This is a genomic window from Janthinobacterium sp. MP5059B (assembly GCF_001758645.1).
Taxonomy (GTDB): Bacteria; Pseudomonadota; Gammaproteobacteria; order Burkholderiales; family Burkholderiaceae_D; genus Janthinobacterium; species Janthinobacterium lividum.
In genome coordinates this window covers 172,730-199,677 of the sequence record NZ_LRHX01000007.1, presented here as the reverse complement: position 1 = coordinate 199,677, position 26,948 = coordinate 172,730, and the positions used below count along the sequence as shown (strand labels likewise).

The window sequence follows — 26,948 nt, the reverse complement described above, 5'->3', positions numbered from 1 at the left end:
CGGGCTTCCCCCATCCCTGCACGCCTGGACATACTTTCAAAGGTGAACAATGTGGTCACGCTAACGTCCGTCAACAACTTGCAAGCCTCGCTGGCCACGGCGCAACGCCGGGTCGAGCAAGGCCAAAACCAGGTACAGCGCGACAGTGAACAGCTGGCGCAAAGCCGCCAGTTGCTGGCGCGGGAACAGGAATCGCTGAGCCAGACCCAACGCAACAGCCAGCAAGCCCAGGCAGATGCCCCCACCGCCATCAAGGCGCCGCAGCTGGACCAGGCGATCAAACTGGCCGTGCCGCAGCAAGCGGTCCCCGCCGCGCCGAAAAGCACGCCCCAGCTGAACGGCTATGGCCAGACCCTGGGACGCCTGATCGACGTGACGGCGTAGGGCGAGCCTACTTCGCCATTTCCTCTTCCAGCATCGCCAGCCACCATTTTTCGCCCTTCTTCGGCTGCGCCAGATCGACCGCCTCGCCCATCTGCGGCGTGGCCAGGTTCACTCCCTGCTTGGCCGCCAGCCCCGTGATGCGGTCAAACGGTTCATGCCAGGCATGCAGCCCCAGGTCGAAGGTGCCGTTATGCACGGGCATCAGCCACTTGCCGCGCAAGTCCAGGTGGGCTTGCAAGGTCTGTTCCGGCTGCATGTGCACGTCCGGCCACAGCTTGTCGTAGGCGCCCGTCTCGATCATGGTCACGTCGAACGGGCCGTACTTGTCGCCGATTTGCTTGAAACCGTCGAAATAGCCGGAGTCGCCACTGAAAAACACGCGCACGTCCGGTGCGTCGATGACCCACGATGCCCACAGGGTTTGATTGCCGTCAAACAAGCCGCGTCCCGAAAAATGCTGCGATGGCGTGGCGACAAGTTTCACGCCGGCAATCGTCGTACCCTGCCACCAGTCGAATTGCTGCACCTTGTCTTTCGGCACGCCCCATTCGACCAAGGTGTCACCCACGCCCAGCGGCGTGACGAAGTGTTCGGTCTTGGCGGCCAGTTGCAGCACGGCAGCATGGTCGAGGTGGTCGTAATGGTCGTGCGACAGGATGACGGCCTTGATCGGCGGCAAGTCGGCGATGCTGATGGGCGGCTGATGGAAACGTTTTGGTCCTGCCCACTGCACCGGCGAGGCGCGCTCGGAAAACACGGGATCGGTGAGGAAAAATTCATTGTTCAGTTTCAGCAACAGGGTCGAATGGCCGAGGCGAAACAGGCTGTTGTCGGGTGCGGCCAGCAGTTGCGCCCGGGTCAAGGCTTGCACGGGCACAGCCGCAGCCGGCACCGTGCTGTCGGGTTTGTCAAAGAAAAATGTCCACATCAGCTTGAGCGTCGCTGCCGTGCCCAGCTTGTGCATCTGCACGGGATTACGGAACTTGCCTTCGTGACGTTGGGGCGATTCTATCGGTGCGGCAGGCGCGGCGCGCAAGGTGCAAGAACTCATGATGATCAGGACTCCCAGAAAGAAGAGACGACGTGCGACTCGGTGCAAGTGCATATGCGGCCCGGCAAAGAATTAACAAGGATTAAATTACACTACACAGTGTAGTTCCTATTTCTGGCAAAGTAAACCAAGAGGTGTAAAATATTGTTTTCAAAGGAGATTTTCAGCCATGGCCGCACCGCAACGCCTCACCGACCGCAAGCGCGTCGCCATCGTCGATGCCGCCATCGCCGAGTTCCGCGAGCACGGTTTTGATGCGACCAGCATGGACAAGATCGCCGCCACGGCTGCCGTATCCAAGCGCACCGTGTACAACCATTTCCCCAGCAAGGACGAGCTGTTCGCGGAAATCCTGCAGCGCATGTGGGAAAGCAGCATGGCCCAGCCTGCCGTACCCTATGTTGCCGACCAGCCCCTGCGGCCGCAAGTGCTGGCCCTGGTCGAGCAGAAAATGGACTTGCTGTGCGATCCGGCTTTCATCGACCTGGCGCGCGTGATCTTTGGCGAAACCATCCACTCGCCCGAGCGGGCGCAAGCCATGGTGGCGCGCCTGAATGAAAAGGAAACGGGCTTGAATATCTGGATCCGCGCGGCGCAGCAAGACGGGCGCATCAAGGCGGGCGAGACGCTGGAAGTGGCGCACCTGCTGATGTCGCCTTTAAAAACCTTTGCATTCTGGCCGCAGATCACCCTCGGTGAGCCTCTGCTGGGCCCGGCACGCCGGCGCGAAGTGACGGCACTGGCCGTCGATATCTTCCTGTGCTACTACGGCGTGGCAAAACAGACGGCATAAACGGGTGGCAAGTGGGCGGAGATGCTCTGCCAATGCTCGCCCTCGTCGCCGGAATACCAGGCGCCCCCCGTCGTCGACGCCATCAATAAACTGCGCCCATCGTCGGCCAGCGCCAGCCCGTGACGGTAGACCAGGTCATAGCAATGCTGCTGCGGCAATCCCGCGCGCAACACCTCGAAGGTTTTTCCGCCATCGCGCGTGCGCGTGACGGCCAGCGCGCCATCGATGGGAATGCGCAGCACATCCGCCTGCGCCGGCACGAACCAGGCCGTGTCGCCATCGCGCGGATGCACGGCCACGGCAAAGCCAAAATACGCCAGCGGCGCCGTCGTCACTTCCTGCCAGTGCCAGCCGGCATCGTGCGAACGCCAGATGCCGTTATGGTGCTGGCACCACAGCGCGTCCGGCGTGCCGGCGCTGCGCACGATGCGGTGCGGATCTTGCACGGCTTCGTTTTCATCGAGCTCGGGCGGCATGTAGTCGGCCCGCATGCCCGTCGCGCTCAAGGCCCAGCTAGCGCCGCCATCGACCGTTTGCCACACGCCGCCGCAGGACACGCCAACCAGCACCTTGTTGCTGTCGCGCGGGTCGACGCAGATGCTGTGGATGCCGGGCACGTCATAGCCGCCGCCAAACCACTGCGCCCGCTGCGGCACGTGCCACAGGGATTCCACCAGCTGCCAGCTGTCGCCGCGGTCGCTGGAACGAAACAGGCCGCCAGGCAAGGTGCCCGCCCACAGCACGCCGGGTTGGTCCGCTCCGCCGGCCGCCAGCGACCATATCTGCTGCAAGGTCCAGTCCACGGTATCGGTGCTGTCTTCCGGCTTGGCGGGATAGGCGGGCACGGCGACTTCCTGCCACGCGCTGGCGCCCCCGTCGCGTCGGTGCAGCTTGGCGCCGAAGTGCCCCAGGTTCAGGGCCGCATACAAGGTGCCGTCGCGGCCATCGTGCAGCAGCATGGAAACGGGGTCGCCGGCAAACTGCACCAGCGCCAGTTGCCAGGCGCCGGCCGCATCGACATCGAACTGGAACAAGCCCTTGCGGGTGCCGAGATACGCGCGTTGAGCCATGCCTTGTCCCATGATTAACCTCCGGAAAGTGCCTGCAAGATATACACCTGGCTGTCGGGCAGCAAGGCGTCGTCCAGCACGCGCCGCTCGCGGCAGCGGGCGCCATCGATAAAGATCACCACATTCGGGCGCAGGGCGCCCTGCTCGTCGAGCACGTAACCGCGCAGACGCGGCTGCCGGGCAAACGCGGCATCGAGGGCGGCGCGCAGCCGTGGCGCGGCCACCTCCACCGTAGGAACGTCCAGGTAGCGTGCCAGTTGTTGCGTAAAATGCAAATGCGCCATGCTGCCCTTCGACGTCGTCGGCCTCGACTCATTCTAGTCCCCTTTACGGCCAATACAATTAAAATAGCGGCAAGCACACAAGGAGGCCAGGCATGACGATTACCCCGGAAGAACTAGCGGTGCTGATGCAGGAAGTGGAAGTGGCCGATCCCATCGATTTTGCCGACCTGCCGTTCGACGAGCAGGAATTGCGCGGGCTGATCGCCAACCACCTGTGCGAGATGGCCGACGCGATGGAAAGTTTCAGCCCGGAAGACCGCAACCTGGCCCTGCTGGCCGTGGCCGCCAAGCTGGTGCTGGAAAACCTGGTCTTGCACGTGCAGTTGCTGCGCCGCCACGGCTTGCCCGTCAGCGACAGCGTGGACGCGCTGCTGCAGCGCCTCAAGGGCGGCAAGCCGTCGTGAATTAATTGCCCGTACGTACGGCCCGCGCCTGCACCGTGAGGTCGCTTTCAGCCACGGCCACGCAGGGCAGGATGTAGCCGTCGAGCCGTTCATCGGGGCTGATGCCGGGCCAGTCCACCGTGTAGCGTATCGTTCCTTCGGGCATGTGGCAGATGCACGTGCGGCACGTGCCATTGCGGCAGGAGCTGAGCAGGCGAATGCCGGCCAGCTCGGCGGCGGCCAGCAGCGTAGTGCCGGCCTCGGCCGGGAATTGCCAGCCTTGCGGAACGATGGTGATAGTAAAGGCGGTGATGGTAAAGGGCGCACTCATGTGCCCAGTGTAACAGTCAGCTTGCCAAGGTTGTCCAGCTCGCGCCATCCGCATGGCTGCGCAGCACGGCTTCCGCAAAGGCCAGGCCCGCCACGCCATCGGTGACAGTCGGCAGCCAACCCGCTTCCTTGGGCACGGGCAAGCCCGCCTGCAAGGCGCGAATGCGCAAGGCCGCATCCAGGTACAGCTGGGCGAACGCTTCCAGATAACCCTCCGGATGGCCGGCCGGCACGCGCGTGGCGTGGCGCGCGGCGGCGCTGTCGACCCGGCCCGGGCGCAGCAGCTGGCGGTTGCCGCCCTGCGGCGTAAACCACAGTGCATTCGGTTGTTCCTGGTCAAAGTCCAGCTGTGCCTTGCTGCCGAACAGGCGCAGGCGCACCGTGTTTTCGCAACCGGTCGCCACCTGGCTGGCCCACAGGGTGCCTTTCGCCCCGTTGGCGTAGCGCAGCATGACCTGCACGTGGTCGTCCAAGGTGCGGTTCGGTACAAAGGTCGACAGTTCCGCCAGCACGGCATGCGGCGTCAGTCCGCTGACGAATTGCGCCAGGTGATACGCATGCAGCCCCACGTCGAGCAGGACGCCGCCCGGCCCCGCCTTCTGCGGGTCGTTATGCCAGTTGCCCTCGTTCATGCCGCCGGCAGCAATCGAATCGGCCAGCCAGTCCTGCGAATACTCCACCTGCACGAGGCGTAATTCGCCGATGTCGCCCGCCTCGACCATGGCCTTCGCATGGCGCAGCAGCGGGTAGCCGCTATAGGTGTGCGTGAGCGCAAACAGCAGGTTTTTCCGCTCGGCCAGCGCCGCCAGCGCCTGGCCTTCCGCCAGAGAGATTCCCAGCGGCTTGTCGCAGATCACATGGATACCCGCTTCCATGAACGCCGTGGCGACGGGCGCGTGCAAGTGATTCGGCGTGACGATGGCCACGGCCTCGATGCCGTCCGCGCGCGCAGCCTCCATCTGCGCCATGGCGCGGTAATCGCTGTAGCAGCGTTCGGGCGCCAGGTGCAGCGCGGCGCCACTGTCGCGCGCACGATCCGGGTCGGACGACAAGGCGCCCGCCACCAGTTCGTACTGGTCGTCGATGCGCGCCGCGATGCGGTGCACGGCGCCGATGAACGCGCCCTGCCCGCCCCCTACCATGCCCAGTCGTAAGCGTCGCTGCATGTCGTATCCTTATTTCAAGCCAAGCAAGTGATGAATTTGATCCTGGTCAACCGCACTGCCCGCGAAATCGTCGAACGCGTGTTCGGCCACGTGGATGATGTGCTCGCGGATGAATCGCGCGCCCTCGGCCGCGCCATCTTCCGGGTGTTTCAGGCAGCATTCCCATTCCAGCACGGCCCAGCCCGGAAAGTCATACTGCGCCATCTTGGAAAAGATCGCCTTGAAGTCGATCTGCCCGTCGCCCAGCGAGCGGAAGCGCCCGGCCCGGTCTTGCCAGTCGCCATAGCCGCCATACACGCCCTGGCGTCCGTTCGGCCGGAATTCCGCGTCCTTGACGTGGAAGGCCTTGATGCGTGCATGATAAATATCGATGAAGGCCAGATAGTCGAGCTGCTGCAGCACGAAGTGGCTGGGGTCGTACAGAATCGATGCGCGCGGGTGATCGTTGACGGCGGCAAGGAAGCGTTCGAAGGTCACGCCGTCGTGCAAGTCCTCGCCCGGATGCAACTCATAACAGAGGTCCACGCCCGCTGCATCGAACGCGTCGAGGATGGGCAGCCAGCGTTTTGCCAGCTCCGCGAAAGCCGTCTCCACCAGGCCGGCGGGGCGCTGCGGCCATGGATACAGATACGGCCAGGCCAGCGCGCCGGAAAACGTCACGTGCGCCTTCAGGCCCAGGCGCTGCGAGGCGGTGGCCGCCCACAGCAACTGCTGCGTGGCCCAGGCCGTACGGGCCGCGCTGTCGCCGCGCACATGTTCGGGCGCAAAGCCGTCGAACAGGGCGTCGTAAGCGGGATGCACGGCGATCAGCTGGCCCTGCAAATGCGTCGACAGTTCCGTCACCTGCAAGCCGTGGCGCGCCAGCAAGGCTTGCACGTCGTCGCAATACTGCTGGCTGCTGGCCGCCTGTTCCAGGTCAAACAATCGCGGCGCCGTCGGCAGCTGCAATCCCTTGTAACCGAGGCCGGCCGCCCATTGCGCCAGGTGCTCGAGCGAGTCGAACGGCGGCTCGTCGCCGAGAAACTGGGCCAGGAAAATGGCCGGACCCTGGATGGTTTTCATGGAAATTCCTTAAAATCAAATTGGAAGGTCGGTCCCTGCGGGAGCGGAAGGCGCCCCATTGGGACGCCTTCCCCCGTCAGGGTACGACCCCAATCCTTGTTTTGGGGTGTCGTTAAAAAGGCGAGTTCGGGAAGTAGAACTGCTTGGCGTTCTCGCGCGTGATCAGCACCGACGGGATGATGGTGTTGGCCGGCAATTTATCACCTTTCAGGCGCGCTTCCGTCGTCAGCTTGATGGCGTCGTACATGAACTTCGGCGAGTACGATACGTCGGCCACGATCAGCGGGTCGGAGCCATCCATGATCTTTTTCACCGCACCCTTCGCGCCCGCGCCGCCGAACACTTGCTTGATGTCCGTGCGCTTGGCTTGCGCGATGGCTTTTTGCACGCCGATGGCCATATCGTCATCGGCTGCCCAAACGGCGTCGATATGCTTGAAGCGGGTCAGGTAATCCTGCATGACCTTGAAGGCATCGTCGCGGTTCCAGTTGCCGTACTTGGCATCCAGGACCTTGATCTCGGGATGGCCTTTCATGACGGCACTGAATGCATCGTAGCGCTCGTTGTCCAGGGTGGTCGGCATGCCGCGCAGCACGACGATATTGCCCTTGCCATTCAGGCTCTTCGCCAGGTATTCGGCCGGCAACTTGCCGAAGGCCGTGTTATCGCCGGCAATGTACGCATCCTGCGACTGCGTGTTCGTCAAGCCGCGGTCGACCACGGTCACATACACGCCCTTGTTTTTGACTTGCGCCACAGGCTGCGTCAGCGAGGCCGATTCGATGGGGAAGATCACCAGGGTGTTGATCTTGTTCACCGTCAACATGTCCTGCAACTGGTTCGCCTGCTCGGGCGCCGTGGCGGCCGTCTTGACGATGATTTTCAGGCCGGGATGGGCTTTTTCCAGCTCCGCCTTGGCCTGGTTCGCCCACCACACGATACCCGACGTGAAACTGTGCGTGGCCGTGGGAATGGCCACGCCCACCACCAGCTTCTCGGCCGCCTGCGCCGGTCCCATCGGCAGCGCCCACGCCTGCATCACCAGCACTGCCATCCCTGCTACCCGTATAAAGCTCTTCATGCTGCTCTCCTCCAAGGTTGTGGGCGCCCGTTGGCCGCCCTTTCAGAACGCCGCTCTTGTTTTATTTGCGGCCTCGCTGCAGGAAGGCGACGGCGATGATCACCACGCCTTGCACTGCGGCATTCAGATAGACACTGATGATGCTGGTCAAATTCAGGATATTGCTGATCACGGACAAGAGGATGGCGCCGATCACGGTGCCGACGATGCGTCCCTCGCCTCCCTTCAGGGCCGTGCCGCCCACGACAACGGCGGCAATCGCTTCGAGTTCCCACAGCAAGCCCGTGGTCGGCGTAGCCGAGCCCAGGCGAGGCACGTACAGCACCGTGGCGATACCCACGCAGACGCCCAGCAGCATATAGGTGGCGATCTTGACTCTATCAACATTGATGGCCGCATAGCGCGCCACTTGCTCGTTGGAACCGATCGCCTGCACATGGCGGCCAAAGGTCGTGCGGTTGAGGATGATGGCGCCGGCCGCCGCCACGAACAGGAAAATCCAGATCGGTATCGGTGCGCCCAGCACGCTCGTGTAGTACACGGGGCTGTATAGCTCGGACAGGGTGGCGTCCAGGGTCAGCGCGCCGCCATCGGCCAGGTACGTCAATACGGCGCGGAAGATACCGAGGGTGCCCAATGTCACGATGAACGGTTCAATATTGCCCTTGCTGATGAGCAAGCCATGCATCAGGCCAAAGCCCGCGCCAAGGATCAGCGCCATGGCGATACCCAGCACCAGCATGGTGATCGGCGCCAGATTTCCTCCCGCCCCTTGCGCCAGCGCATTCATGAAATAGATCATGCAGCCGGCGATCAGGGCCGCCATCGAGCCAACGGACAGGTCGATGCCGCCTGAGATAATCACAAAGGTCATGCCGACGGCGATGATGCCGATGAAGGCCGTGCGCGTGAGCACGTTCATCAGGTTGTCCAAGGTGGCGAAGTCGCCGTTGAGCAAGGTGCCCGCGATGCACAGGGCCAGCAGGCCCAGCACGGGGCCAAAGCCCTTGATGCGCGCGCCGAATCGAGCAATAGGGGATACGGTGGTATCAGTGCGTGCCGGTTGCATGGGCAATCAACTCCTCTTCAGTCAGGTGGTCAGCAGACAGGGTGGCTTGCAAGGTGCCGGCGCGCATCACGGCGACTCTGTGGCACAGGCCAATCAATTCGATCAGTTCGGATGAAATCACGATCACGGCGCGCCCTTCGGCGGCCAGGCGGTGTATCAAAAAGTAAATGTCGCGCTTGGCGCCCACGTCCACGCCGCGGCTCGGTTCATCGAGCACGACGACACGCGGGTCCGAATGCAGGTATTTCGCCAGCGCCAGCTTTTGCTGGTTGCCGCCCGACAGCATGCGCGCGCGGCTGTCCAGGTCGCCCGTGCGGATATTGAAGTCAAGCACCGCCTTGGCCAGCGCCGCTTTTTCCCCTGCCACATCGAGCCACGGCAGCGCATAGCGCTCCATCGTCATCATGGTGAGGTTTTCGCGCAAGCCCAGGTTCACATGCAGACCTTTTCCCTTGCGGTCTTCGCTCAGGTAAGTCATGCCGTGCTGCATCGCTTGCTTGGGCGTGCGGATATCCACCGGCTGGCCATTGAGCTCAATCGTGCCCGCGCTGCGTGGACGCAAGCCCAGCAAGGCCTCGAACGATTCCGTGCGCCCCGCGCCCACCAGGCCCGCAAAGCCCAGCACTTCGCCGGCGCGCACCTCGAACGACAGGTCTTTCGACCAGCCCGGCACGCAGAGGCCGTCGACCTTCAGGAGCACAGGAGCTTCTTTCGCCAGCGCCACCTTGGCCGGGAACATGTCGGACAATTCGCGTCCCACCATCAGGTTCGCCATCTGCTGGCGCGTCAGGCTGGCCGTCTGCTCGCGCGTGACGAAACGCCCGTCGCGCATGACGATGACTTCGTCCGTGTTGCGCTCGACTTCGTCGAGCTTGTGGGAAATATACAAAATGGTCACGCCGTCCGCTTTCAGCTGGGCCATGACGGCGAACAATCGTTGGGTTTCCGACGACGTCAGGGTGGCCGTGGGCTCGTCCATGATCAGGAAGCGGGCGCGGCGCGACAGGGCCTTGGCGATTTCCACCAGTTGCTTCTCGGCCACGATCAGGTCGCGGATTTTCGTGTCGGGCGATACATCCAGGCCCACCTGTTTCAGGTAGCGCGACGCTTCTTCCTGCATGGCGGCCTCGTCGAGCAGCCAGCCGCGCGTCTTTTCGTGGCCGAGGAACATGTTTTGCGCCACCGTCAGGTGTTCGGCCAGGTTGAATTCCTGGTGGATCAGCACGATGCCGGCGCTCTCCGCCGCGCGCGAGCTGCCAAAGCGCCGGGGCTGGCCATCGATCAGCAACTGCCCTTCGCTCACGGCCTCATAGCCGGCGAGGATTTTCATCAGGGTCGACTTGCCGGCGCCATTTTCGCCCAGCAAGCCATACACGCGTCCTGGCGACAGGTTGAAACTGACGCCATGCAAGACGCGCACGGGGCCGAAATCCTTGCAGACCCCCTCGAAACCGACGGCAACGCTCACTATGCACTCCCTCGCAGAATTAATCGGTGTTGCAGCAGCACGCCCGGCACACTGGCCGCCGGGTCCGCCAGACGCTGCAGCAATAATCGCGCCGCCGTCTCGCCCAGTTCGCGCATCGGCTGGGCGATGGTGCTCAAGCCCGGGTCGATCTGCGCGGCGATGGCGATATCATCGAAGCCGATGACGGCCACGTCTTCGGGCACCCTTTTTTTCAGCTGGCGCAGCGCACTCAGCACGCCGATGGCCAGGGTGTCGGACACGGCAAAGATGGCCGTGGGCGCATCCGGTCCCGCCATCATCCGCAAGGTGGCGGCCGTGCCCGCTTCGTAATCGAGGCTTTGCACCGTGTGCACCCACTGCGGCTGTACGGGCAGGCCGGCCGCCGCCAGGGCGTCCAGGTAGCCTTGCTGGCGTTGCCGCGCGTACAGATAGCGCTCGTCGGAGTTGATCAGGCCGATGCGCGTATGGCCGCGCGACAGCAAATGCGCGACGGCGTCGGAGGCGGCCCGGTGGTTGTCGATGCCGACATAGGGCACGGCCACGGCGGGATCGAATTCGCAGCACGCCACCCACGGCAGGCTGACGGATTCATGCGACAGGGCATGCTGCACCGTGTCCGGATCGAGGCAGATGGCGCCATCGGCGCGGTGCATGCGCAGCAAGTCGAAATACGAGCGCTCGCGGCCCGCATCGGCGCCCGTGTCGCACAGCAGCACAAAATAGCCGTGTTCGCGCGCCACCGTATCGATGCCGCGCACGATTTGCGCATAGAAGGGGTTGCCCACGTCGGGCACCATGGTGAGCAGCATGCGGCTCTCGGCCGTGCGCAGGCTGCGCGCCAGATGATTCATGCGGTAGCCGAGCGCGGCCACGGACGCCAGCACCTTGTCCCGCGTGGGCGCCCGCACCCCGGCCTGCTCGTTCATCACGCGCGAGACGGTGGCCACCGACACGCCCGCATGCGCGGCGACGGCGCTGATGGAGACGGTTTCTGTCGGCAATGGAGAAGGAACGGCTGCTGGCATGGCGCTTTTCAATAAAATGTAATCGATTACATTTATAAGCCAGTCGCGCGCCCGATGCAAACAATATCGATGCTGCAATGCGCAAAAAAGAGGCAGAAAGGCGGCACAAAAGTGGGCCTGCGCGGGCCGCCGCAAGCGGCTATTTCTGTGGCGGCGAGGTATTCTGCTGCACGGCAAAACGCCGTGCAGCAGATCAGGGAGAACTTATTTCATCATCGCGCAAAACGTCTCGGGATTGCCGTCAAGAATGACGCCGCTGGGCCAGCGGTGGCTGCGCTGCTGCGCGCGCAGCAAGGACGCGGCCAGGGCCGAGTCGCCATCGACGGCGTAGACGAAGACGGGCATGTTCAGGCTGGCGGCGTCCATCAGCAGATTCGGATTGGCATCCAGGCTGCGCGCATCCACGTGCACGCCTGTGGGCATGCCGATCTGCTGCTGCACGCGCTGCAGCCACGGCTTGTCCAGCTTGGGCGGGCGCGCATTTTTCGCGATATAGCGGCTGATCCGGTTGGCGCCGGCCGCCTGGGCATTGCGCGCGTCAAACACGAGCAAGCCCAGATAACCCTGCGGGTCGGCGCGGCGCGCGCACGCCAGGTTGTTCGGCACGCCTGACGTCAAGAACCAGTTGCCGTGCTTGATGTTCGTACGCAACTGCGCCACCAGGGTGGCGATCGGCGCGCACGACGAGACGACATCCTTGATTTCCGCATTCAGGGTTTTCGCCGGGAAAGCCGTGGCCAGGTCGGCGACGTCGCTGACGAACGGCGGCGTTTCCGGCGTGGCCACGCCACGGTTCTTCATGCTGGCGGCGCGCCAGTCGTCGGCCGTCATCTGCTTGACGGTGCGCGGCGATCCCGTGTCGACCACCCGGCCAGTCAACAGATCGTGGTGCACCACCCAGCTGCCGTCGCCCAGCAGCTGCAAATCCGTCTCGACGCCATCCCAGGTGCCGAAATACGTGTTACGCAGCGCGCTCAGCGAGTTTTCCGGCGCATTGCCGGCGCCGCGGTGGGCGTGCACCTTCATGCCCAGGCAATCGGCCTGTACCAATGTGCAGAACGTGCTGAGCAGCAAGGCCAGCGCGGCCGCCTTATTTTTGTTGCGCGTGATAGCCATAATGAATTCCCTGCAAAACGTGGATGCGGATCGCTTCGTTGACGGGGTAGCTGTAGCCCTGCCCCACCGCCACGACGTGCGTGATATTGGCCAGCAAGCCCTTGCCGGCGATTTGCCAGCGCGTGCTGTCGGGCTCGGGCTGGCGCGCCCAGTCCAGCATTTGCCCGAACAGCTCGCTGCGCGTGACGTTGTTATCGAGAATGGACAGCATGCCCCAGCTGCCCGCAAAGGCCGTCGCCAGCACGCCCGTGGCGATCCAGGCGGAACGGCGGCTCAGCTGTCCATCGGCACCCGCCTGCTCGCCACGGCGCATGGCCAGCAGCAATAATACGACGGTGGCGACCAGGTACAGCAATTTGGAAAAGTGGCCGATGGCGCCCAGCAGCGAGAAGAACAGGGCCACTGGCGGCACGATGGCGGCGCGCGCCGCTTCCTTGCCTTCATGGAAGAACCTGCCACCCGCTTCAAAGTCGGTGCGGCTGGCGCGGTACTCCACCAGTTTTTCCGCCGTCTGGCGATCGAGGAACTGCTCGAACAGGCGCCCGAACTCGGCAGGACTGGCATACGATGGCTGCACCGTGGCGCTGGACGGCAGTTTCAACGCTTCGCGCAATTCCGCCTGCACGCCAGGGCGCGCGACAAAGGCGGCAAACGGCAAGCCCGGCGGGATGCGCTCGCCGCGCACGGTGACGCCCTTGCTGGCCGCCTCGGCTGTGTAGCGGCGCTTGACGGCGGCGCGGAAGCCCCGCTCATCGTCGGTACGCCAGTTGGCGGGCACGGGGACTTTCTTGCGCACATTATTGACGACGGCCGCCTGGCGCCGCATCGGCACGGAATGCGGCTGCCAGCCACGCCGCGACAGGCTGCTCACGTATTCCTGCCACGAGGATTGCTGCTTGGCACGCAAACCGGCATCGCTGTCGGGAATAATGCCCGCATACAGCTCCCACTTGCCGGCCAGCTCGCGCATGGCTTCCTGATATTTGTCATAGTAACCGGACGGGCCGCCCGCCACCTGACGCACGTTGGCACGCACCAGCTGCTCCTTGGCCGGCCCCATGCGCTCGTCAAGATGCCGCACCGACACGGCCAGGAAGGGGAACAGGGCCAGGAAGGACTTGCCTTCCGGCTTGGCGAACAGGGTCGGATCGTCGACCAGGCCTTGCAGTTGCAGGCTGCCGCCTACCAGCGAGCGCTGCAGCAAAGTGGTGTTGAAGGCCATGCGGCGAAATTCCGCGTCGCGCGTGTTGACCAGCACATTCACCGTGGTCTTCAGCACGCCGAAGACGACGCCGGCCGTGACCAGGCAGCAAACGATGATTTTTACCCAGCCAGGGCCGCTGCCATTGTTCTTCAGCCGGCGGCGCCACATCAGTTGCAGCACCACCAGCGCGGCGGCGATGCCGGACAGGCTGCGGCCATAGAATTCCACCCCTTCCACGTCTTCCGGCTTGACGTTGCCGCCCACCACGTCGAGCAGGCGGGCATTGAAGCCCAGCTCGAAGCACAGATAAATGATCGTCAGGACGATCAGAATCAGGGTCTGCCGGATTTGCAGACTGCGCAAACTCGCGGCCATCTTATTTCCTCAAATCGATGACGACGGGCTTGATCTCTTCTGCCTGGAAGATCATCGGCGCCGCCGGGGCTGCCGCTGCGGCACGCGGTGCAGGCAGGCTGATGGCCGCGGGCGCCCTGGCCGGGGTGTCCTGGCGGCGCGCCTTGGCGCCGGCGCGGCTGCCCGCTTTCGGCGCGGCGGCAGGTGCCGGGGCCGATGCCGGGGCCGGTGGCGCCGGGATCACGCGGCCGCTGTCGCTGCCGGGCATGGTGGCGATGGCGGGACCGGTGGCACGCAAGGCGTCATCGGCAAACGGCTGCGCGCGCGTATCGACGCCGGGCGGCACGGCCACGCTGGCGTTGAGCAGGCGGTTGTCCGTGTAGATCATGCGCGACAGGCGGTTGTAGTTGGGGAAATCGATATTCAGCGATTTGGCGTCCGCCGCCAGCTCCACGCGGGGGCGGTCCTTGCAATTGCCGACCGTCCACTGCAGCACGTCCGTGCCCTGGAAAGCCAGCACTTCATAGCGGTAGGCGCAGCCGCGCTCCTGGGTTTCCACGATCACGACGGTGCGCTCGCCCACGTTTTCCACGCGCGCCACGCGGGCCGTGATGGCCTTGTCCAGCGGCACGACGCGGAACGCCTGCGACAGCTTGATCGAATACTTGCCCTTCGGATCCTTGCGCAAGGTGCCTTCCGTGCCGTCGCGCAGGCGGAAGGTGGAAATCGGCGTGCCGAACAGTTCGGCCGTATCCAGGCCCACCAGCACGCCGCCACGGCCATTCGGCGTCATGGCGCAGCCCGTCAACAGGACGCCGGCAGCCAGGCCCATGGCCAGTTTGCGCCAGTGCGCGGATGCAAAGTTCTTATACATTGTCATGCTCGATAACTTTCTCTTATTTCGGGGTCAGGGATTGATCACGGCCAGCGGATTGCCCGGGCCTGGCGGCGGCAAGACTTTCTGGCGGTCGCGCGACAGCAGGGTGAAGGCGCCCAGGGTGTCCGGCCCGGCGACAATTTCCAGCTGCTCGCGCTGCAGCCAGGTGCGGATTTCCGCCTCCGTGGCCTCGGCGCGGAACAGCACGCGCATGCGCACGCCCTTCTCGACGCCGCTGCGCTGTGGAGCACCGTTGCGGAATTCCGCATTGCCGACGACGGCGCCCTCCTTCGGCAGGAACAGCCAGGCCGATTGCACCACCATCACGCTGGCGGCCACGGCCGTGACGATCTTCAGCCAGCGGTTCGCATTGGCTGCCTGCACAGGCCTCGATATCGGTGCCGTCGTTTGGGATGCGGCCGCATCGGCCGAAGCGATCTGCAATTGCTGCAGCCCCTGGCGCAGCAATTGCCGGTACGCCACGCGGCCATCCTTGCCCAGCTCGCTAGACAGCGGCGTGCCCGTCAAGACGTAATCGTCGCCGGGCAAGGCCATGCGGGCGATCACACCCGGTGCCGCAGCTACCCCCGCCCCGTTCGCCCGGCCATGCGTTTCCAGCCAGCGCGCCGCCTGCAGGCGTTCCTGGCTGAACACGCCCAGGCAGGCGCCCAGGTCCGTCACGGCCAGGGTCACCGGCATGTCGCACAGCACCAGGCCGGCGCGCGGATCGGCGGGCGCGTCGCGCTCCTCGACCACCAGGCCGCAGGCATCCGCATACGCCGTATCGGGCGTGACGAGCCAGCCGTGCCAGCGCTGCCGCGTGCTGTCCCAGGCGTCGAGCAGCACGGCGCCGAAGCCGGGACGGCGCGCCAGCAAATGGATCTGTCCACCGGCGATGGGCCTTGCTGCCAGCGGTGCGGCGTCGCTGCGGCGCGCGAAGCGTTGCATCACGTGTTCCGGCACGGGAATGTCGCGCCAGTCGGGGGTATCGCCCGCCACGTCCTCATCCAGCATGTCGATGGAAGACGGTGGCGACGGCAGGCGCGCGGCAACGATGGCCAGTGTGGGCGTCAATGCAGTCATGCCGATGGCCTTTCATCAGTATTCGGGTGGGTGGACACGGGGTCCATGTGCAGGGATAACGCGGCCACACATAAAATATCCAAAACTATTTGCGCCGCCTGCATGTCGCGCGCGGCCAAGGAGTCCCCCACGCGCAGCTTGAGCAGGCTCAAGACCCAGCTGCCCAGCAAGGTGGCGCGGTGGGCCGGCTCGACGATCTGGCGTCCCGCGCTGGCAGGATCGTCCTTCTGCCTGTGCACCAGGCCCAGCTTGCCGCCGTGGTAATGCGCGGAAGCGATCTGCTCGGCCAGTTCCTTGACGGGCATGCCGCCGCAACCGCAATGGCGCAGCAGCAGGATCAAGTCACGCGGCAAGGTGGTAATAAAACCGTCTGCCGCCTCGCGCACCTGCTGTGGCGTGAGCCGGTAATCGCGCAGCGCTTCCGCATAGGCTTCGGGTGCGCGCAGTTCGCAGCCTTCTTGCTCATCGGCATCCTCCTCAATACGCTGCTTGCGCAGCTGGTCGATGATGAAGCGCTTGAAGTACAGAAACAGGGCGCCCACGTGGTGAGGCGCCGCGTCACTATCGCTGTGGAGGACTTTTTCAATGAAAAACTGGTGGCGCAGGTCGGCCAGTGAATCGCCCAGCGACGCCGCCTCGCGCGGGCGGCATGGCGTCAGCGCGGCGATGACGCGCTGGTAAAACTCGCCCAGTTCGCCTTGTGTCAGCTGCGGGCGGCGGGTCCAGAAAGCATGAATCCGTTCAAATTGTTCCGATTGCACAGCCGGTCCGATCGTGTGTTGGGGCGGCGCGCGCCACTGGCCGGGAGCGAGGCTGGCCGGTAAAGAGGAAATACGCTGGACAACAAGACAAACTTGTCAGTCAGGTAAAATGCATTTAGGCAATTTTCTCATACCGTACTGGAAATCGCTAACTTTTGTTACTCACACGACAATCCCCGAGACCCCGATGCATCGCCTGATTCCCCTGTTTTTGAGCCTCATCTTTTTACTCTGCGGCAATGTCGTGCAAGCGGCTGTGGGGACCGCCGCCAGCGGTTCCGGCAAGCGCATCGCCCTGGTGATCGGCAACGCGGCCTATCCGCAACCCTTGCTGAACCCCGTGAACGATGCACGCGCCATGGCCGAGCGCTTGCGCCGCCTGGGCTTTGAAGTGCTGTTGCGCACGGACATCAATGCGGCACAGCTGCAAAAGGCATCGGCCGAGTTTTCCACGCAGGCGCGCGGCGCCGATATCGCCCTCGTGTTTTACGCGGGCCATGGCGCGCAGGCGGGCGAAGCCAATTATGTGCTGCCGCTGGGCGCGAACATGAATGCGCTCAGTACGGCCGCCATTGCCGCGCAGGGCGTGTCCGTTTCCAGCCTGGCGGGCGACTTGCAGCGCACGGGCGCGCGCGGCGCCGTGCTGATCCTCGACGCTTGCCGCCAGGAATATACGCGCGGCGGCGCTGTGATGGTTCCCGGCGGCGGCAATGCGGCCAGCCATGGCTTTGCCGACACGCAAGCACCACGCGGCGTGGTGATCGCCTATTCGGCCGGCCCCGGCGCCCTGGCGCGCGATTTCTGGTCGCCTGATTCGCGCAACAGTCCCTACACGAGCGCCCTGCTCGACGCGCTCGACGCACCGGGCCTGTCCATGGGCGACGTGTTTTCGCAAGTGGCGGCACGGGTCGCCGCCATGACGCACGACGTGCAAAAGCCCCGCGTGTCGTTTGGCGAAACGTCGGCACGGCTGGTACTGAACATGGGCAGCGGCAAAGGCGTCAGCCCGCCGGCGCCGGGCGTACTGGCATCGGGCAACAACGGCATGCGGGCGCCTGCCCCGACGGTGGAGAAGCCTGCCGCACTCGGTGCCAAGGTGTGGCCAGGCAACGTGCTGCAAGACATCAACTATGAAATCCGCATGCAGATCGCGGCCCGTCCATTTCCCCGCCAGCAACTGGAAAAGCGCGCGCGCGGCGGCGACCTGGTGGCGCTGACGGCCCTCGGCTATGGCATCGGCGGCGGCGATGCGGGTGTGAAACAGCCGAAGGCGGGCATGCAGTGGCTGGAAAAGGCCGCCGCGAAAGATTTCCCGATTGCCCAGACCTATCTGGCCGAATTGCTGATGGTCAAGGGCGACCCAGCCTCATTGAAACGGGCGGGCATGCTGCTGGACGCCGCTTCGCAGGCCGGCTACACGGCCGCGCACGCCTATAAATTCGACCTGGCGCGGCGCACGGGCGCGCCGCCGCAGGACGCGGCCCGGCATTTGCAGAACGCCTTCATGGGCTTGATGAAGGATTACCAGGGCGCCGCCAAGGACCTGATGACAGCCGCCGAAAAAATAAATTCAAAATTAAATTTTGGAATTTTTCCCGTTCGAAACCTGCCCCCCGTTATCCGTGGGTACATGCAATACAGCATGACAGTGACCAGGGAAATCCCATGCAAGCATCCAGCCCAGCAGCAATCACCACCGGCCAACGGGGCCGCATCCTCGCCTACCAACCGAGCGGACAAGGTTCCGTCAGCGTGGCCGGCATTCAACATGCCTTCGACGTGGCCACGCATTGGCGTTCGGACGTGGCGCCCGCCATCAATGCCGTCGTCGACGTGCGTTTTAACGAGTCAGGCGGCCTCGACACGGTCAGCGCCGTGGCAACGCAGCAACTGGCGCAGGAAGAGATGGCCGGCGCGGCGAAACTGGCGCGCGACAAGGGCCAGCAGCTGTGGAGCCAGGCCGTGTCCGCCCTGGGCATCAAGGTGCTGGCCAGCCTGGGCGTCTTGATCGCCGGCGCCTTTGTCTTCAACACCATCGGCATCCGCCTGTTCGCCTCCGTTTCGCGCACCTATTGGCAGCTGCTGGGCCTGTCCGCCGACAGCCTGGAAAGCTTTGCCCGCGATGGCGGCGGCGGTTTTACCTCAGCACAATTCTTCTTCCTGCTGGCCATTGCCGCCTGCTGCGCCACCATGGCCAGCAGCCACCCGAAAGCGGCGCTGGGCAAGTGCGCGCCGCTGCTGTTCGTCGTCATCCACAGCAGCTTGCTGTTCATCAAGATCAAGAGCGCCGTCAGCGATGCGGGCAACGCCATGGGCGGCATCATGGGCAGCCGCGCAGCCCGCATGGCCGAGCAGATGGCCAGCGAAATGCTGGGCCAGGTCTGGCAAGGGCTCTCGTTCGGCATCGGCTTTTACCTGGTGCTGGCCGCCAGCATTGTCCTGGCCGCTTACGGCCTTGGCGAATACAAACGCAAAACCGTCGGCTAAGTCACCTCTTACACACCCATACTGAAGGAAATACCATGAACCGCACTTTCCCCGCCCTGCTCGCCATCGCCGTGCTCCTGTCCGCCTGCGGCAAGAACGACACCGCCACACCAGCCGCTTCTGCCCCCGTTGCCGCGAATGTCGCGGACCTGGCCGCCAAGGCGCAGGTAAAAGCGGCCGCCGCCAGCCTGCCGCAAGCGGACGCCGCCACGCCAACGTCCAGCTATGTCGACATCACCAGCGGCAACCAGTTGATGTACAGCTACATCGCCCTGTCCGGCGTGCCGCCCGACTATGCGACCGTGGCGCAGCGCATCTCGCGCGAATATGCGGGCAGCAACGATGCCTTCCGCAAACAGGAAGTGCTCGACGCCCTGAAACCGCAGATCGACGCCAAGGTCAGCGAAGCGAAAACCAGGCGCTACCTGCGCTACCAGATCAATGGCCAGGGCGCGCTGTCGCCGTACGCCATGGACAAGGCCGCCTTCCCCGCCAAGTTCGCCGAAGCGGGCACGTATTACTACATGTACGACAACGGCGACTACAAGCTGGCGTTCACGAATGGCGACGGTTATTCGCTGCTGAAGGTGGACCAGGAGGCGGCGCGCAAGATCGAGGCGGCGCGCAGCGGCTACAAGGACTTCGCCATCGTCGTGTACGCCTACGCCCAGGAAGCGGACATGGCCAGCCATCAGGTCAAGGCGCAGATCGTCAAGGTGGCGATCAAGCTGAACGGGGAAGAAATTCCCGTCAGCTAGGCGCAGTAGAACGGGCTCGGTTACACTGTTCGCCACATTGCATCGGGATAGCGACATGGGCGAACAGACACTGGCGGAACAACATCTGGCAAACGGGCAACGGCTGCAGCAGGCGGGCAAGCTGATCGAGGCGATCAACGCCTACCAGGCCGCCCATAAACTGAACCCGGCCCTGGCCGAAGCACAGCATTTCCAGGGCCTGGCGATGCTGGAGCTGGGTCAGGGCGCCATCGGCCTGGGCCTGTTAAAACTGTCGCTCAAGCAACAGCCCGACAATGCCCTGTTCCACTACAACCTCGGTAATGTGCTGCGCGGCACGGACAACGAAGCGGCGCTGGCCAGCTACGCCACGGCGGCGCGGCTGGCGCCGCACGAACACGATTTCGCGATCAGCCATGCCGAATTGCTGATGGGCAAACAGCAGCTGGCGGACACCATCGCCGAGCTGGAAAGGGCCCATGCCCTGCGTCCGCAGCGTTGGCAAACCCTGCAGGGACTGGCCGAGCTGTATTACCGCACGGGACAGCAGGAACTGGCGTTGGCCCGTTACGCGCAAGGCTTGGCGCTGCATCCGGCGCTGGCGCAAACGTGCTGCATCGGCTTTGCCAATCTGCAAGCGGAACAGGCAGAGACATTGACGCCGCTCAATGTCGCGGACACCCTGCACGATTTTATCCGCGAAACGGATTTGCACATCCTCGACGATTTCCTGCCCGACCCGGCCGCCTGGCGCGCGCAGGCGCTGGCGTTGCCATTCGAGCAGCAGCGCTATGCGGGACAAAACTATCCGGGCAGCCAGACGGCGGGCCAGCCCAGTCAAGCCATCATGGAGCGCATCGCCACGGCACTGGGCCGCCCCATCCGTTTCATTTCGCCCGACAATGGCTCGTACCGCCTCAGCTATGCGGACGCGATGGCGCGCACGGATATCCACGTGGACAATGAGACGGGCAACAATTTCAATTTCTATGCGGGCGTGCTGTATCTGAACCCGCCCGAGCAGTGCCAGGGTGGCACCACCTTCTGGCGCCACCAGCCCAGCGGCTGGTACCGGAGACTGCCCGAGGCGGACGTGAAAGCGGGCGGCTACGCCAGCTTCAAGGACTTCCAGAAGCGCTGGCTGCCAAACAGTAAAGTGCAGAAATTCAACGACTTACAGGAACAGCGCGACAGTTGGCAAGCCCTGCTGGAAGTGCCCATGCGCCATAACCGCCTGATCGTGTACAAGGGACATTACTTTCACTCGATCAGCAATGTGTTTGGCGACACGCCGGAAAATGGCCGACTGGTGCAACTGTTTTTCTTTGAGGTGCCCGATTAGGCATGCTGCGCGGGTATTGTCGGATTACGCCCTGCGGGCTAATCCGACCTACCTGTCTTTTTTGAAGTGCCCGATTAATTGGCGGTAAAAATCCCCGAAGTTGGTGACGGCGCCGAAGAAAATGTTCAGGGCCAGGCGCCGTGCGGCAGGCAGTACGAATGTACGACAAGGCACGGCAACAACGCCATGGACGTTTTATTGGGTGATCGTCAATACATGTCCGCGGCGGTCGCCCGCACAGCTTTGAGCAGCATATCCGCCCCCGGCGACAGCAAATGATCCTGCTGGCGGATGATGCCGAACGCATCCATCTTGCACGGCAATTCGATGGGTAAAATGCTCAGCACGTTCAACGATTCGTAGTAATGGGCCACTTCCGTCGGCATCACGTGCAGCGAGTCCGTTTGCTGCAGCAAGGACGTGATCAACAGCAAAGCCGTCGTGTCGACCACGTCGACAGGCGGCTCCTGTCCCGCGCGGCGGAACATCATGTCGAAGCGGTGGCGCAGGATGCTGCCTTGCGGCGGCAAGATCCACGGCTGGCCCGCCAGGTCTTTCAATTGCAAATTCTTGCGCGACAGCAGCGGATGGCCATTGCGCGCCACGGCGCTGGCCGGCTCTTCCGTCAATTCCTCGTAGATGAGGCCGGCGCTGCTTTCCTTTTCCAGGATGCGCCCGATCATGAAATCCAGGGTGCCGTGCTGCAGCATGTCCATCAGGGTATTGCTGTGCTCCAGGTGCACGCCGATGCGCATCAGCGGCGCCTGCTGCTTGATGCGGGCGATCGCGCGCGGCAGCAAGGCCATGGCCGGCGTCATGATGACGCCCACTTCCACCTGGCCCGTCAAGCCCGACTTCAGGGCGACGATATCGTCATGCGCCAGCGACAGGCTCGTCAGGGCCATGCGCGCGTGGCGTATCATCGTCTCGCCGTAGATGGTCGGCTCCATGCCGCGCGGCAACCTGTCGAACAGGCGCACGTCCAGCATCTCTTCCAGGTCCTTGATTTGCTTGGACGCCGCCGGCTGCGTCATGTGCAATTCTTCCGCCGCGCGGTGGATGTTGCGCTGCTCGTCAAGGGCGATCAACAGCAGCAATTGCCGCGTCTTCAGGCGGGCTCGCAAGAACCAGTTGGGGTTGAGGGTATCCATGAATAAATCATATCATGATCGATATCGGTTCTAACTCAATATCGATGTTATAGATATCGGTGTGTCTCCTTTTTGTGCGTAGTCAACGAGCGTTCAGGATGCCTTGCAGGCGGCGCTGGGATTGGCGGCCGGGCCAGCCGTCTGCTGGATGAATTCGATGGTGCCGTCTGGCTTGTATTTCAGCTCCTCAACTGCCACGGAACGCCGGTATTCTCCGCCGCCGGGCAACTTGTCGTTGTGATAGAAGATGTAGGACTTGCCGTTGAATTCGATGATGGCCTGGTGAATGGTCTTCACGATGGCATTCTTGTCCATGATGGTGCCGCGGAAATGCCAGGGACCTGTCGGCGTCGGCCCCGTCGAATACGCCGTTTCCTCGGGGAAGTTGCGCGAGTACGACAAATAATACGTGCCCGCATGCTTGTGCATGTAGGCCGCTTCCGTAAACGCATCCATGCCGAAGGTCAGGATCGGGCCGTCCAGCTCCGTCATGTTCGCTTTCAGCTTGGCGTACTTCAAGACCGTGTTGCCCCAGTAAATGTAGGCCTGGCCGTCCGTATCGATGAAGACGGCCGGATCGATGTCGTCCCAGGGAATGGCCGTCTGCTTCGTCATGTCGTTCGTGATCAGGGCGCTGCCGCGCGCGTCGACGAACGGCCCGGTCGGGCTGTCGGACACGGCCACGCCGATGGCCTTGCCGGCGATGGTCTTGTGGTCGACGGTCGAGTAAAAATAGTATTTGTTGCCGCGCTTGACGATGTCGCCGGCCCAGGCATCCTTGCCGGCCCACGCGAAGGTCGAGTAACGCACGGGCGAGCCGTGATCCGTCCAGTTCGCCATGTCGCACGAGGAATACACGCGCCACTCGTTCATGCGGTAATCCGTATCCGTGGCGCTCGCTTCATCGTGGCCGACGTACAGGTACACCCTGCCATTGTCGACCAGCGCGGCCGGGTCGCCCGTGTAGATATTTTTCACGATGGGGTTGGCCGCCTGCACGCCGAATGGGGCGCAGGCGAGCGCCGCCGCCATGCCGATGGCTGCGGCAAGTGTGTGTTGCTTGAACATCAGATTAACTCCCGTTGGTATTTTTCTGGCCCATGGCCATCAGTCTTTGCACGACGCAAAAGACAAACAGCAGGCCGCCGATGACGATCTTGGTCCACCACGAGCTGAGCGTGCCGTCGAAGGCGATCAGGGTCTGGATGGTGCCCAGCACCAGCACGCCCGACAGCGCGCCCGCCACATAGCCATAGCCGCCGCTGAGCAGGGTGCCGCCGATGACAACGGCGGCAATCGCGTCCAGTTCCGTGCCTTGCGCATGCAAGCCATAGCCGGACAGCATGTAGAACGAAAACAGCACGCCGCCGAGCGAGGCGCAAAAACCGCTGAAAGCATAGATCAGCACCTTGGTGCGGCCCACAGGCAGCCCCATCATCAAGGCCGATTGTTCATTGCCGCCGATCGCATACACGGCGCGGCCGAACGGCGTGGCGTGCGCCAGCCAGATGGCCAGCAGCAAAGTGACCACGGCGATCACCACGCCCGGCGAGACAAAACCACCAAGAAATTGCAACTGCGTCTGCGACATGGCGACGAACAGCGGATCATCGATGGTAATGGAGTTGATGCTGATCAAGTAGCACAGCCCGCGCGCCAGAAACATGCCGGCCAGGGTGACGATGAACGGCTGCAATTTGAAATAATGGATCAGCGCGCCCATGCTGGCGCCAAATACGGTGCCCAGCGCCAGCACAGTGACGATCACCAGGAGCGGCGGCCAGTGCGCCACGTTGAGCAGCCAGGCGGCGATCATGGTCGACAGGGCCAGCACGGAACCGACGGACAGATCGATGCCGCCGGACACGATGACGAAGGTCATGCCGACGGCGATGACGAGCAAAAAGGCGTTATCGATCAATAAGTTAAAAATGACCTGCGTCGACAGCAGGCCCGGGTAGGCGGCGCCGCCCAGGCCCAGCATCACCACCAGCAGCAAGACCGTGACGAGCGAGGTGAAATACGGGGTGTGCAGCAAACCCTTCATGCTTTTCTCCGATGCAGCAATTGCTTGAATTCCGACGATTGCGACAGGCAGACGAGGAAGACGACGACCGACTTGACGACCATGTTCACTTCCGGCGGCACGCCCAGCGAATAGATGGTGTAGGTCAGGGTCTGGATGATGAGCGCGCCGATCATGCTGCCGACCAAGCTGAACTTGCCGCCCGCCAGGGACGTACCGCCCAGGGTCACGGCCAGGATGGCGTCCAGTTCCAGCATCAGGCCCGCGTTGTTCGCGTCGGCGCTCTTGATGTTCGAGCTGATCATCAGGCCCGACAGCCCCGCGCAGGCGGCGCAAAACACGTAGACGAAGAAGATCAGGGTCGCCGTCTTGATGCCGGCCAGGCGCGCGGCGACGGGATTGATGCCGACGGCCTGGATGAACAGGCCCAGGGCCGTCTTGCGCATCAGCACGGCCGTGATGAGGAACACGGCAGCGACGAGGAACAGGGAAAACGGCAAGCCGAACAGGTAACCGCTGCCGATGAAAAAGAAGGGCTGGTAGTAGACGGTGACGATCTGCCCATCCGTGAGCAATTGCGCCAGGCCGCGCCCCGCCACCATCAGGATCAGGGTAGCGACGATGGGCTGCAAGCCGAGGCCCGCCACCAGCACGCCATTCCAGGCGCCGCACAGCAAGGCCGCGCCCAGGGCGGCGGCCAGGGCCCAGCCCATGGGAATGTTGCTCACGTAGGTCGGCACGCCATTTTCCATCACCATGGTGCCGCCGATCAGCATGGCGGCCACGGTGCCGGACAAGGCCACGACGGCGCCCACGGAAATATCGATGCCGCGCGTGGCGATCACCAGGGTCATGCCCAAGGCTGCCAGCATCAGCGGTGCGGCGCGGTTGACGATGTCGATGACGCTGCCGTACAGGTGGCCGTCGCGAATTTCCAGATGGAAAAAACCGGGGATGGCGAAGAAGTCGACCAGCAGCAGCAAGAACAGCGCGGCCAGGGGCCGGCTCAGGGGGTGATGCAAGACACTGTGCAACATGGAAGCATTCGTAAGGGAAGCCGCACGCGCCAGCGGCGCGCTCGATGGCGTGGATAAACTCATGTGGCGTCTCCGGCGATCACTTGCAGCACGGAACTGTCGTCCAGCTCGCCGCGCGCATAGTCGCCGCAGGCCTTGCGGTCGCGCATGACGACGATGCGGTCGCTGCAGCGCAGCACTTCCGGCAGCTCCGACGAGATGAACAGGATGGCCATGCCCTTGCGGCACAGTTTGGCCACATAGCTCATGATTTCCTGCTTGGCGCGCACGTCGATGCCACGCGTCGGTTCATCGAGGATCAGCATGGCGGGCGACGTCACCAGCCAGCGCGCCAGCAAGGCTTTTTGCTGATTGCCGCCCGACAGGCTGCCGATGGGGGTTTCGATGCTGGCCGTCTTGATGCCGAGCGCTTTCACATATTCGTCGGCCAGCGCCTGCTGGCGTTTGAACGGAATGGCGCGCAGCAAGCCCATGCGGGCCTGCAAGGCCAGGATGATGTTTTCGCGCACGGACAGCGACAAAATCGCGCCCTCGTGCTTGCGGTCTTCCGAGCAAAAGCCGATGTCCCGGGCAATCGCATCGCGCGGCACGCTGAAGTGGCGCGGCTGGCCCTGCATGGTGATCGTGCCGGAATCGGCCTTGTCGGCGCCAAACAGCAGGCGCGCCAGTTCCGTGCGGCCCGAACCGAGCAAGCCGGCCAGGCCAAGCAATTCACCCTGGCGGATGTGGAAATCCATGGGCAGCAAGGCGCCCTTGCGGCCCAGTCCCTGCGCTTCGAGCACCGTGGGACCAAAGCTGGCGGCGCCCGCTTCTTGCGCCAGATCGAGCTCTTGCGCCACGGTGTCGGCCGCCACGCCGATCATCTTGTTCACCAGCGCCAGGCGCGACAGCTCGCTGCACGCGTACTCTCCCTCGCGCTCGCCATTGCGCATGACGGTGATGCGGTCGGAAATGGCATACGTCTGGTCCAGAAAGTGCGTGACGAACAGGATCGCCATGCCCTGCTCGCGCAGGCGGCGCAGCACGGAAAACAGCAGATTGACTTCCGCCTCATCCAGACTGGACGTGGGTTCATCGAGGATCAGCACGCGGGCCGAAATGTTCAGCGCGCGCGAAATGGCCACCATTTGCTGGATGGCCAGCGGAAAGCTGGACAGTTGCGCCGTGACATCGATATCGATCTGCAATTGCTGCAGCAAGGCACGCGCCTGTTGCTGCATGCCACGCCAGTCGATAGCGCCAAAGCGGCGCGGATAGCGGCCGATAAAAATGTTTTCCGCCACCGACAGGTTCGGGCACAGATTGACTTCCTGGTACACGGTGCTGATGCCCAGTCCCTGGGCATCCGAGGTGGACGCGGGCGCAATAGGCTTGCCATCGAGCAAAATCTGGCCGCTGTCGGGCGTGTAGACGCCCGTCAGCACCTTGATCAGGGTCGATTTCCCGGCACCATTTTGCCCCATCAAGGTGTGCACTTCACCCGGATACAGGCGCAGGGCTACGTCGCTGAGGGCTTTGACGCCGGGAAAGGACTTGCTGATGCCGCGCAACTCCAGCAAGGGAGCTGGCGCGGCATTGTGTTTCACTTGCGTCTTCATCATGCGGCA

26 protein-coding genes are annotated in these 26,948 nt (G+C 63.6%); 6 read left to right on the top strand and 20 right to left on the bottom strand.

The genetic code is table 11. The features are described from left to right. Window positions 1-51 precede the first annotated feature (51 nt). Complete coding sequence (locus tag JAB1_RS11380) at window positions 52-384, top strand: hypothetical protein (RefSeq protein WP_070280066.1); 333 nt, start codon at window positions 52-54, stop codon at window positions 382-384. A 7-nt stretch (window positions 385-391) separates the two neighbouring features. Here the strand turns inward: JAB1_RS11380 and JAB1_RS11375 are convergent, their stop codons facing one another. Next, complete coding sequence (locus tag JAB1_RS11375) at window positions 392-1,435, bottom strand: MBL fold metallo-hydrolase (RefSeq protein WP_070280008.1); 1,044 nt, start codon at window positions 1,433-1,435, stop codon at window positions 392-394. A 169-nt stretch (window positions 1,436-1,604) separates the two neighbouring features. Here JAB1_RS11375 and JAB1_RS11370 point away from each other — a divergent pair, with 169 nt between their 5' ends. Next, window positions 1,605-2,228 (top strand): TetR/AcrR family transcriptional regulator, encoded by a 624-nt coding sequence (locus tag JAB1_RS11370; protein WP_070280007.1) that lies wholly within the window; start codon window positions 1,605-1,607, stop codon window positions 2,226-2,228. On the opposite strand, the gene JAB1_RS11365 is transcribed toward JAB1_RS11370, so the two are convergent. Continuing rightward, window positions 2,201-3,298 carry a sialidase gene (locus tag JAB1_RS11365; RefSeq protein ID WP_070280065.1) on the bottom strand — a complete coding sequence of 366 codons (1,098 nt, stop codon included), beginning with the start codon at window positions 3,296-3,298 and terminating at the stop codon, window positions 2,201-2,203. The genes JAB1_RS11370 and JAB1_RS11365 overlap by 28 nt on opposite strands. Window positions 3,299-3,312: 14 nt before the next feature. Then, the gene (locus JAB1_RS11360; RefSeq protein WP_034783656.1) at window positions 3,313-3,582 is read right to left on the bottom strand and encodes a MoaD/ThiS family protein; all 270 of its coding nucleotides are present in this window, start codon (window positions 3,580-3,582) and stop codon (window positions 3,313-3,315) included. A 92-nt stretch (window positions 3,583-3,674) separates the two neighbouring features. On the opposite strand from JAB1_RS11360, the gene JAB1_RS11355 reads away from it, so the two are divergent. Then, window positions 3,675-3,986, top strand: coding sequence for a hypothetical protein (locus JAB1_RS11355; protein WP_070258491.1), 312 nt, complete (start codon window positions 3,675-3,677; stop codon window positions 3,984-3,986). A 1-nt stretch (window position 3,987) separates the two neighbouring features. Here the strand turns inward: JAB1_RS11355 and JAB1_RS11350 are convergent, their stop codons facing one another. From JAB1_RS11350 to JAB1_RS11295, 12 genes are all read right to left on the bottom strand, one after another. Then, window positions 3,988-4,296, bottom strand: a complete 309-nt coding sequence (locus JAB1_RS11350; RefSeq protein WP_070280006.1) for a 2Fe-2S iron-sulfur cluster-binding protein — start codon at window positions 4,294-4,296, stop codon at window positions 3,988-3,990. 16 nt (window positions 4,297-4,312) lie between these two features. Further along, complete coding sequence (locus tag JAB1_RS11345) at window positions 4,313-5,461, bottom strand: Gfo/Idh/MocA family oxidoreductase (protein WP_070280005.1); 1,149 nt, start codon at window positions 5,459-5,461, stop codon at window positions 4,313-4,315. A gap of 9 nt (window positions 5,462-5,470) precedes the next feature. After that, a complete protein-coding gene (locus JAB1_RS11340) occupies window positions 5,471-6,523 on the bottom strand; it encodes a sugar phosphate isomerase/epimerase (RefSeq protein ID WP_070280004.1) in 1,053 nt (350 codons plus the stop codon). A gap of 112 nt (window positions 6,524-6,635) precedes the next feature. Then, entirely contained in the window at window positions 6,636-7,577 is a 942-nt protein-coding gene (locus JAB1_RS11335; RefSeq protein WP_139174845.1) for a substrate-binding domain-containing protein, read from the bottom strand. An 88-nt stretch (window positions 7,578-7,665) separates the two neighbouring features. Next, the gene (locus JAB1_RS11330; protein WP_070258483.1) at window positions 7,666-8,673 is read right to left on the bottom strand and encodes an ABC transporter permease; all 1,008 of its coding nucleotides are present in this window, start codon (window positions 8,671-8,673) and stop codon (window positions 7,666-7,668) included. Continuing rightward, window positions 8,654-10,141 carry a sugar ABC transporter ATP-binding protein gene (locus JAB1_RS11325; protein ID WP_070280003.1) on the bottom strand — a complete coding sequence of 496 codons (1,488 nt, stop codon included), beginning with the start codon at window positions 10,139-10,141 and terminating at the stop codon, window positions 8,654-8,656. The genes JAB1_RS11330 and JAB1_RS11325 overlap by 20 nt, the downstream gene beginning before the upstream one ends. Next, on the bottom strand, window positions 10,141-11,166 hold the full coding sequence (locus JAB1_RS11320; protein ID WP_083299687.1) for a LacI family DNA-binding transcriptional regulator: 1,026 nt from the start codon (window positions 11,164-11,166) through the stop codon (window positions 10,141-10,143). The genes JAB1_RS11325 and JAB1_RS11320 overlap by 1 nt, the downstream gene beginning before the upstream one ends. A gap of 204 nt (window positions 11,167-11,370) precedes the next feature. Next, window positions 11,371-12,282, bottom strand: coding sequence for a glycerophosphodiester phosphodiesterase family protein (locus JAB1_RS11315; protein ID WP_070280002.1), 912 nt, complete (start codon window positions 12,280-12,282; stop codon window positions 11,371-11,373). Further along, window positions 12,257-13,861, bottom strand: coding sequence for a hypothetical protein (locus tag JAB1_RS11310; RefSeq protein WP_254672056.1), 1,605 nt, complete (start codon window positions 13,859-13,861; stop codon window positions 12,257-12,259). The genes JAB1_RS11315 and JAB1_RS11310 overlap by 26 nt, the downstream gene beginning before the upstream one ends. A gap of 1 nt (window position 13,862) precedes the next feature. Then, entirely contained in the window at window positions 13,863-14,714 is an 852-nt protein-coding gene (locus JAB1_RS11305) for a hypothetical protein (RefSeq protein ID WP_083299686.1), read from the bottom strand. 33 nt (window positions 14,715-14,747) lie between these two features. Next, a complete protein-coding gene (locus JAB1_RS11300; protein ID WP_070280001.1) occupies window positions 14,748-15,800 on the bottom strand; it encodes a hypothetical protein in 1,053 nt (350 codons plus the stop codon). Beyond that, window positions 15,797-16,561 (bottom strand): hypothetical protein, encoded by a 765-nt coding sequence (locus JAB1_RS11295; RefSeq protein WP_070280000.1) that lies wholly within the window; start codon window positions 16,559-16,561, stop codon window positions 15,797-15,799. The genes JAB1_RS11300 and JAB1_RS11295 overlap by 4 nt, the downstream gene beginning before the upstream one ends. A gap of 187 nt (window positions 16,562-16,748) precedes the next feature. On the opposite strand from JAB1_RS11295, the gene JAB1_RS11290 reads away from it, so the two are divergent. From JAB1_RS11290 to JAB1_RS11275, 3 genes are all read left to right on the top strand, one after another. Then, window positions 16,749-18,569, top strand: coding sequence for a caspase family protein (locus JAB1_RS11290; RefSeq protein WP_070279999.1), 1,821 nt, complete (start codon window positions 16,749-16,751; stop codon window positions 18,567-18,569). Between the two features lie 514 nt (window positions 18,570-19,083). Beyond that, on the top strand, window positions 19,084-19,806 hold the full coding sequence (locus tag JAB1_RS11280; RefSeq protein ID WP_070279997.1) for a hypothetical protein: 723 nt from the start codon (window positions 19,084-19,086) through the stop codon (window positions 19,804-19,806). Between the two features lie 55 nt (window positions 19,807-19,861). Then, window positions 19,862-21,127, top strand: coding sequence for a DUF6445 family protein (locus tag JAB1_RS11275; RefSeq protein WP_070279996.1), 1,266 nt, complete (start codon window positions 19,862-19,864; stop codon window positions 21,125-21,127). Between the two features lie 209 nt (window positions 21,128-21,336). Here JAB1_RS11275 and JAB1_RS11270 read toward each other — a convergent pair whose 3' ends face one another. From JAB1_RS11270 to JAB1_RS11250, 5 genes are all read right to left on the bottom strand, one after another. Further along, window positions 21,337-22,278, bottom strand: coding sequence for a LysR family transcriptional regulator (locus tag JAB1_RS11270; RefSeq protein WP_034752932.1), 942 nt, complete (start codon window positions 22,276-22,278; stop codon window positions 21,337-21,339). Between the two features lie 93 nt (window positions 22,279-22,371). After that, a complete protein-coding gene (locus tag JAB1_RS11265; RefSeq protein WP_070279995.1) occupies window positions 22,372-23,346 on the bottom strand; it encodes a glycoside hydrolase family 43 protein in 975 nt (324 codons plus the stop codon). Between the two features lie 4 nt (window positions 23,347-23,350). Continuing rightward, window positions 23,351-24,325 carry a galactofuranose ABC transporter, permease protein YjfF gene (yjfF, locus tag JAB1_RS11260; RefSeq protein WP_070279994.1) on the bottom strand — a complete coding sequence of 325 codons (975 nt, stop codon included), beginning with the start codon at window positions 24,323-24,325 and terminating at the stop codon, window positions 23,351-23,353. Further along, window positions 24,322-25,341, bottom strand: a complete 1,020-nt coding sequence (locus JAB1_RS11255; protein ID WP_254672065.1) for an ABC transporter permease — start codon at window positions 25,339-25,341, stop codon at window positions 24,322-24,324. The genes yjfF and JAB1_RS11255 overlap by 4 nt, the downstream gene beginning before the upstream one ends. A gap of 59 nt (window positions 25,342-25,400) precedes the next feature. After that, complete coding sequence (locus JAB1_RS11250; RefSeq protein ID WP_070279992.1) at window positions 25,401-26,942, bottom strand: sugar ABC transporter ATP-binding protein; 1,542 nt, start codon at window positions 26,940-26,942, stop codon at window positions 25,401-25,403. Window positions 26,943-26,948: the final 6 nt, after the last annotated feature.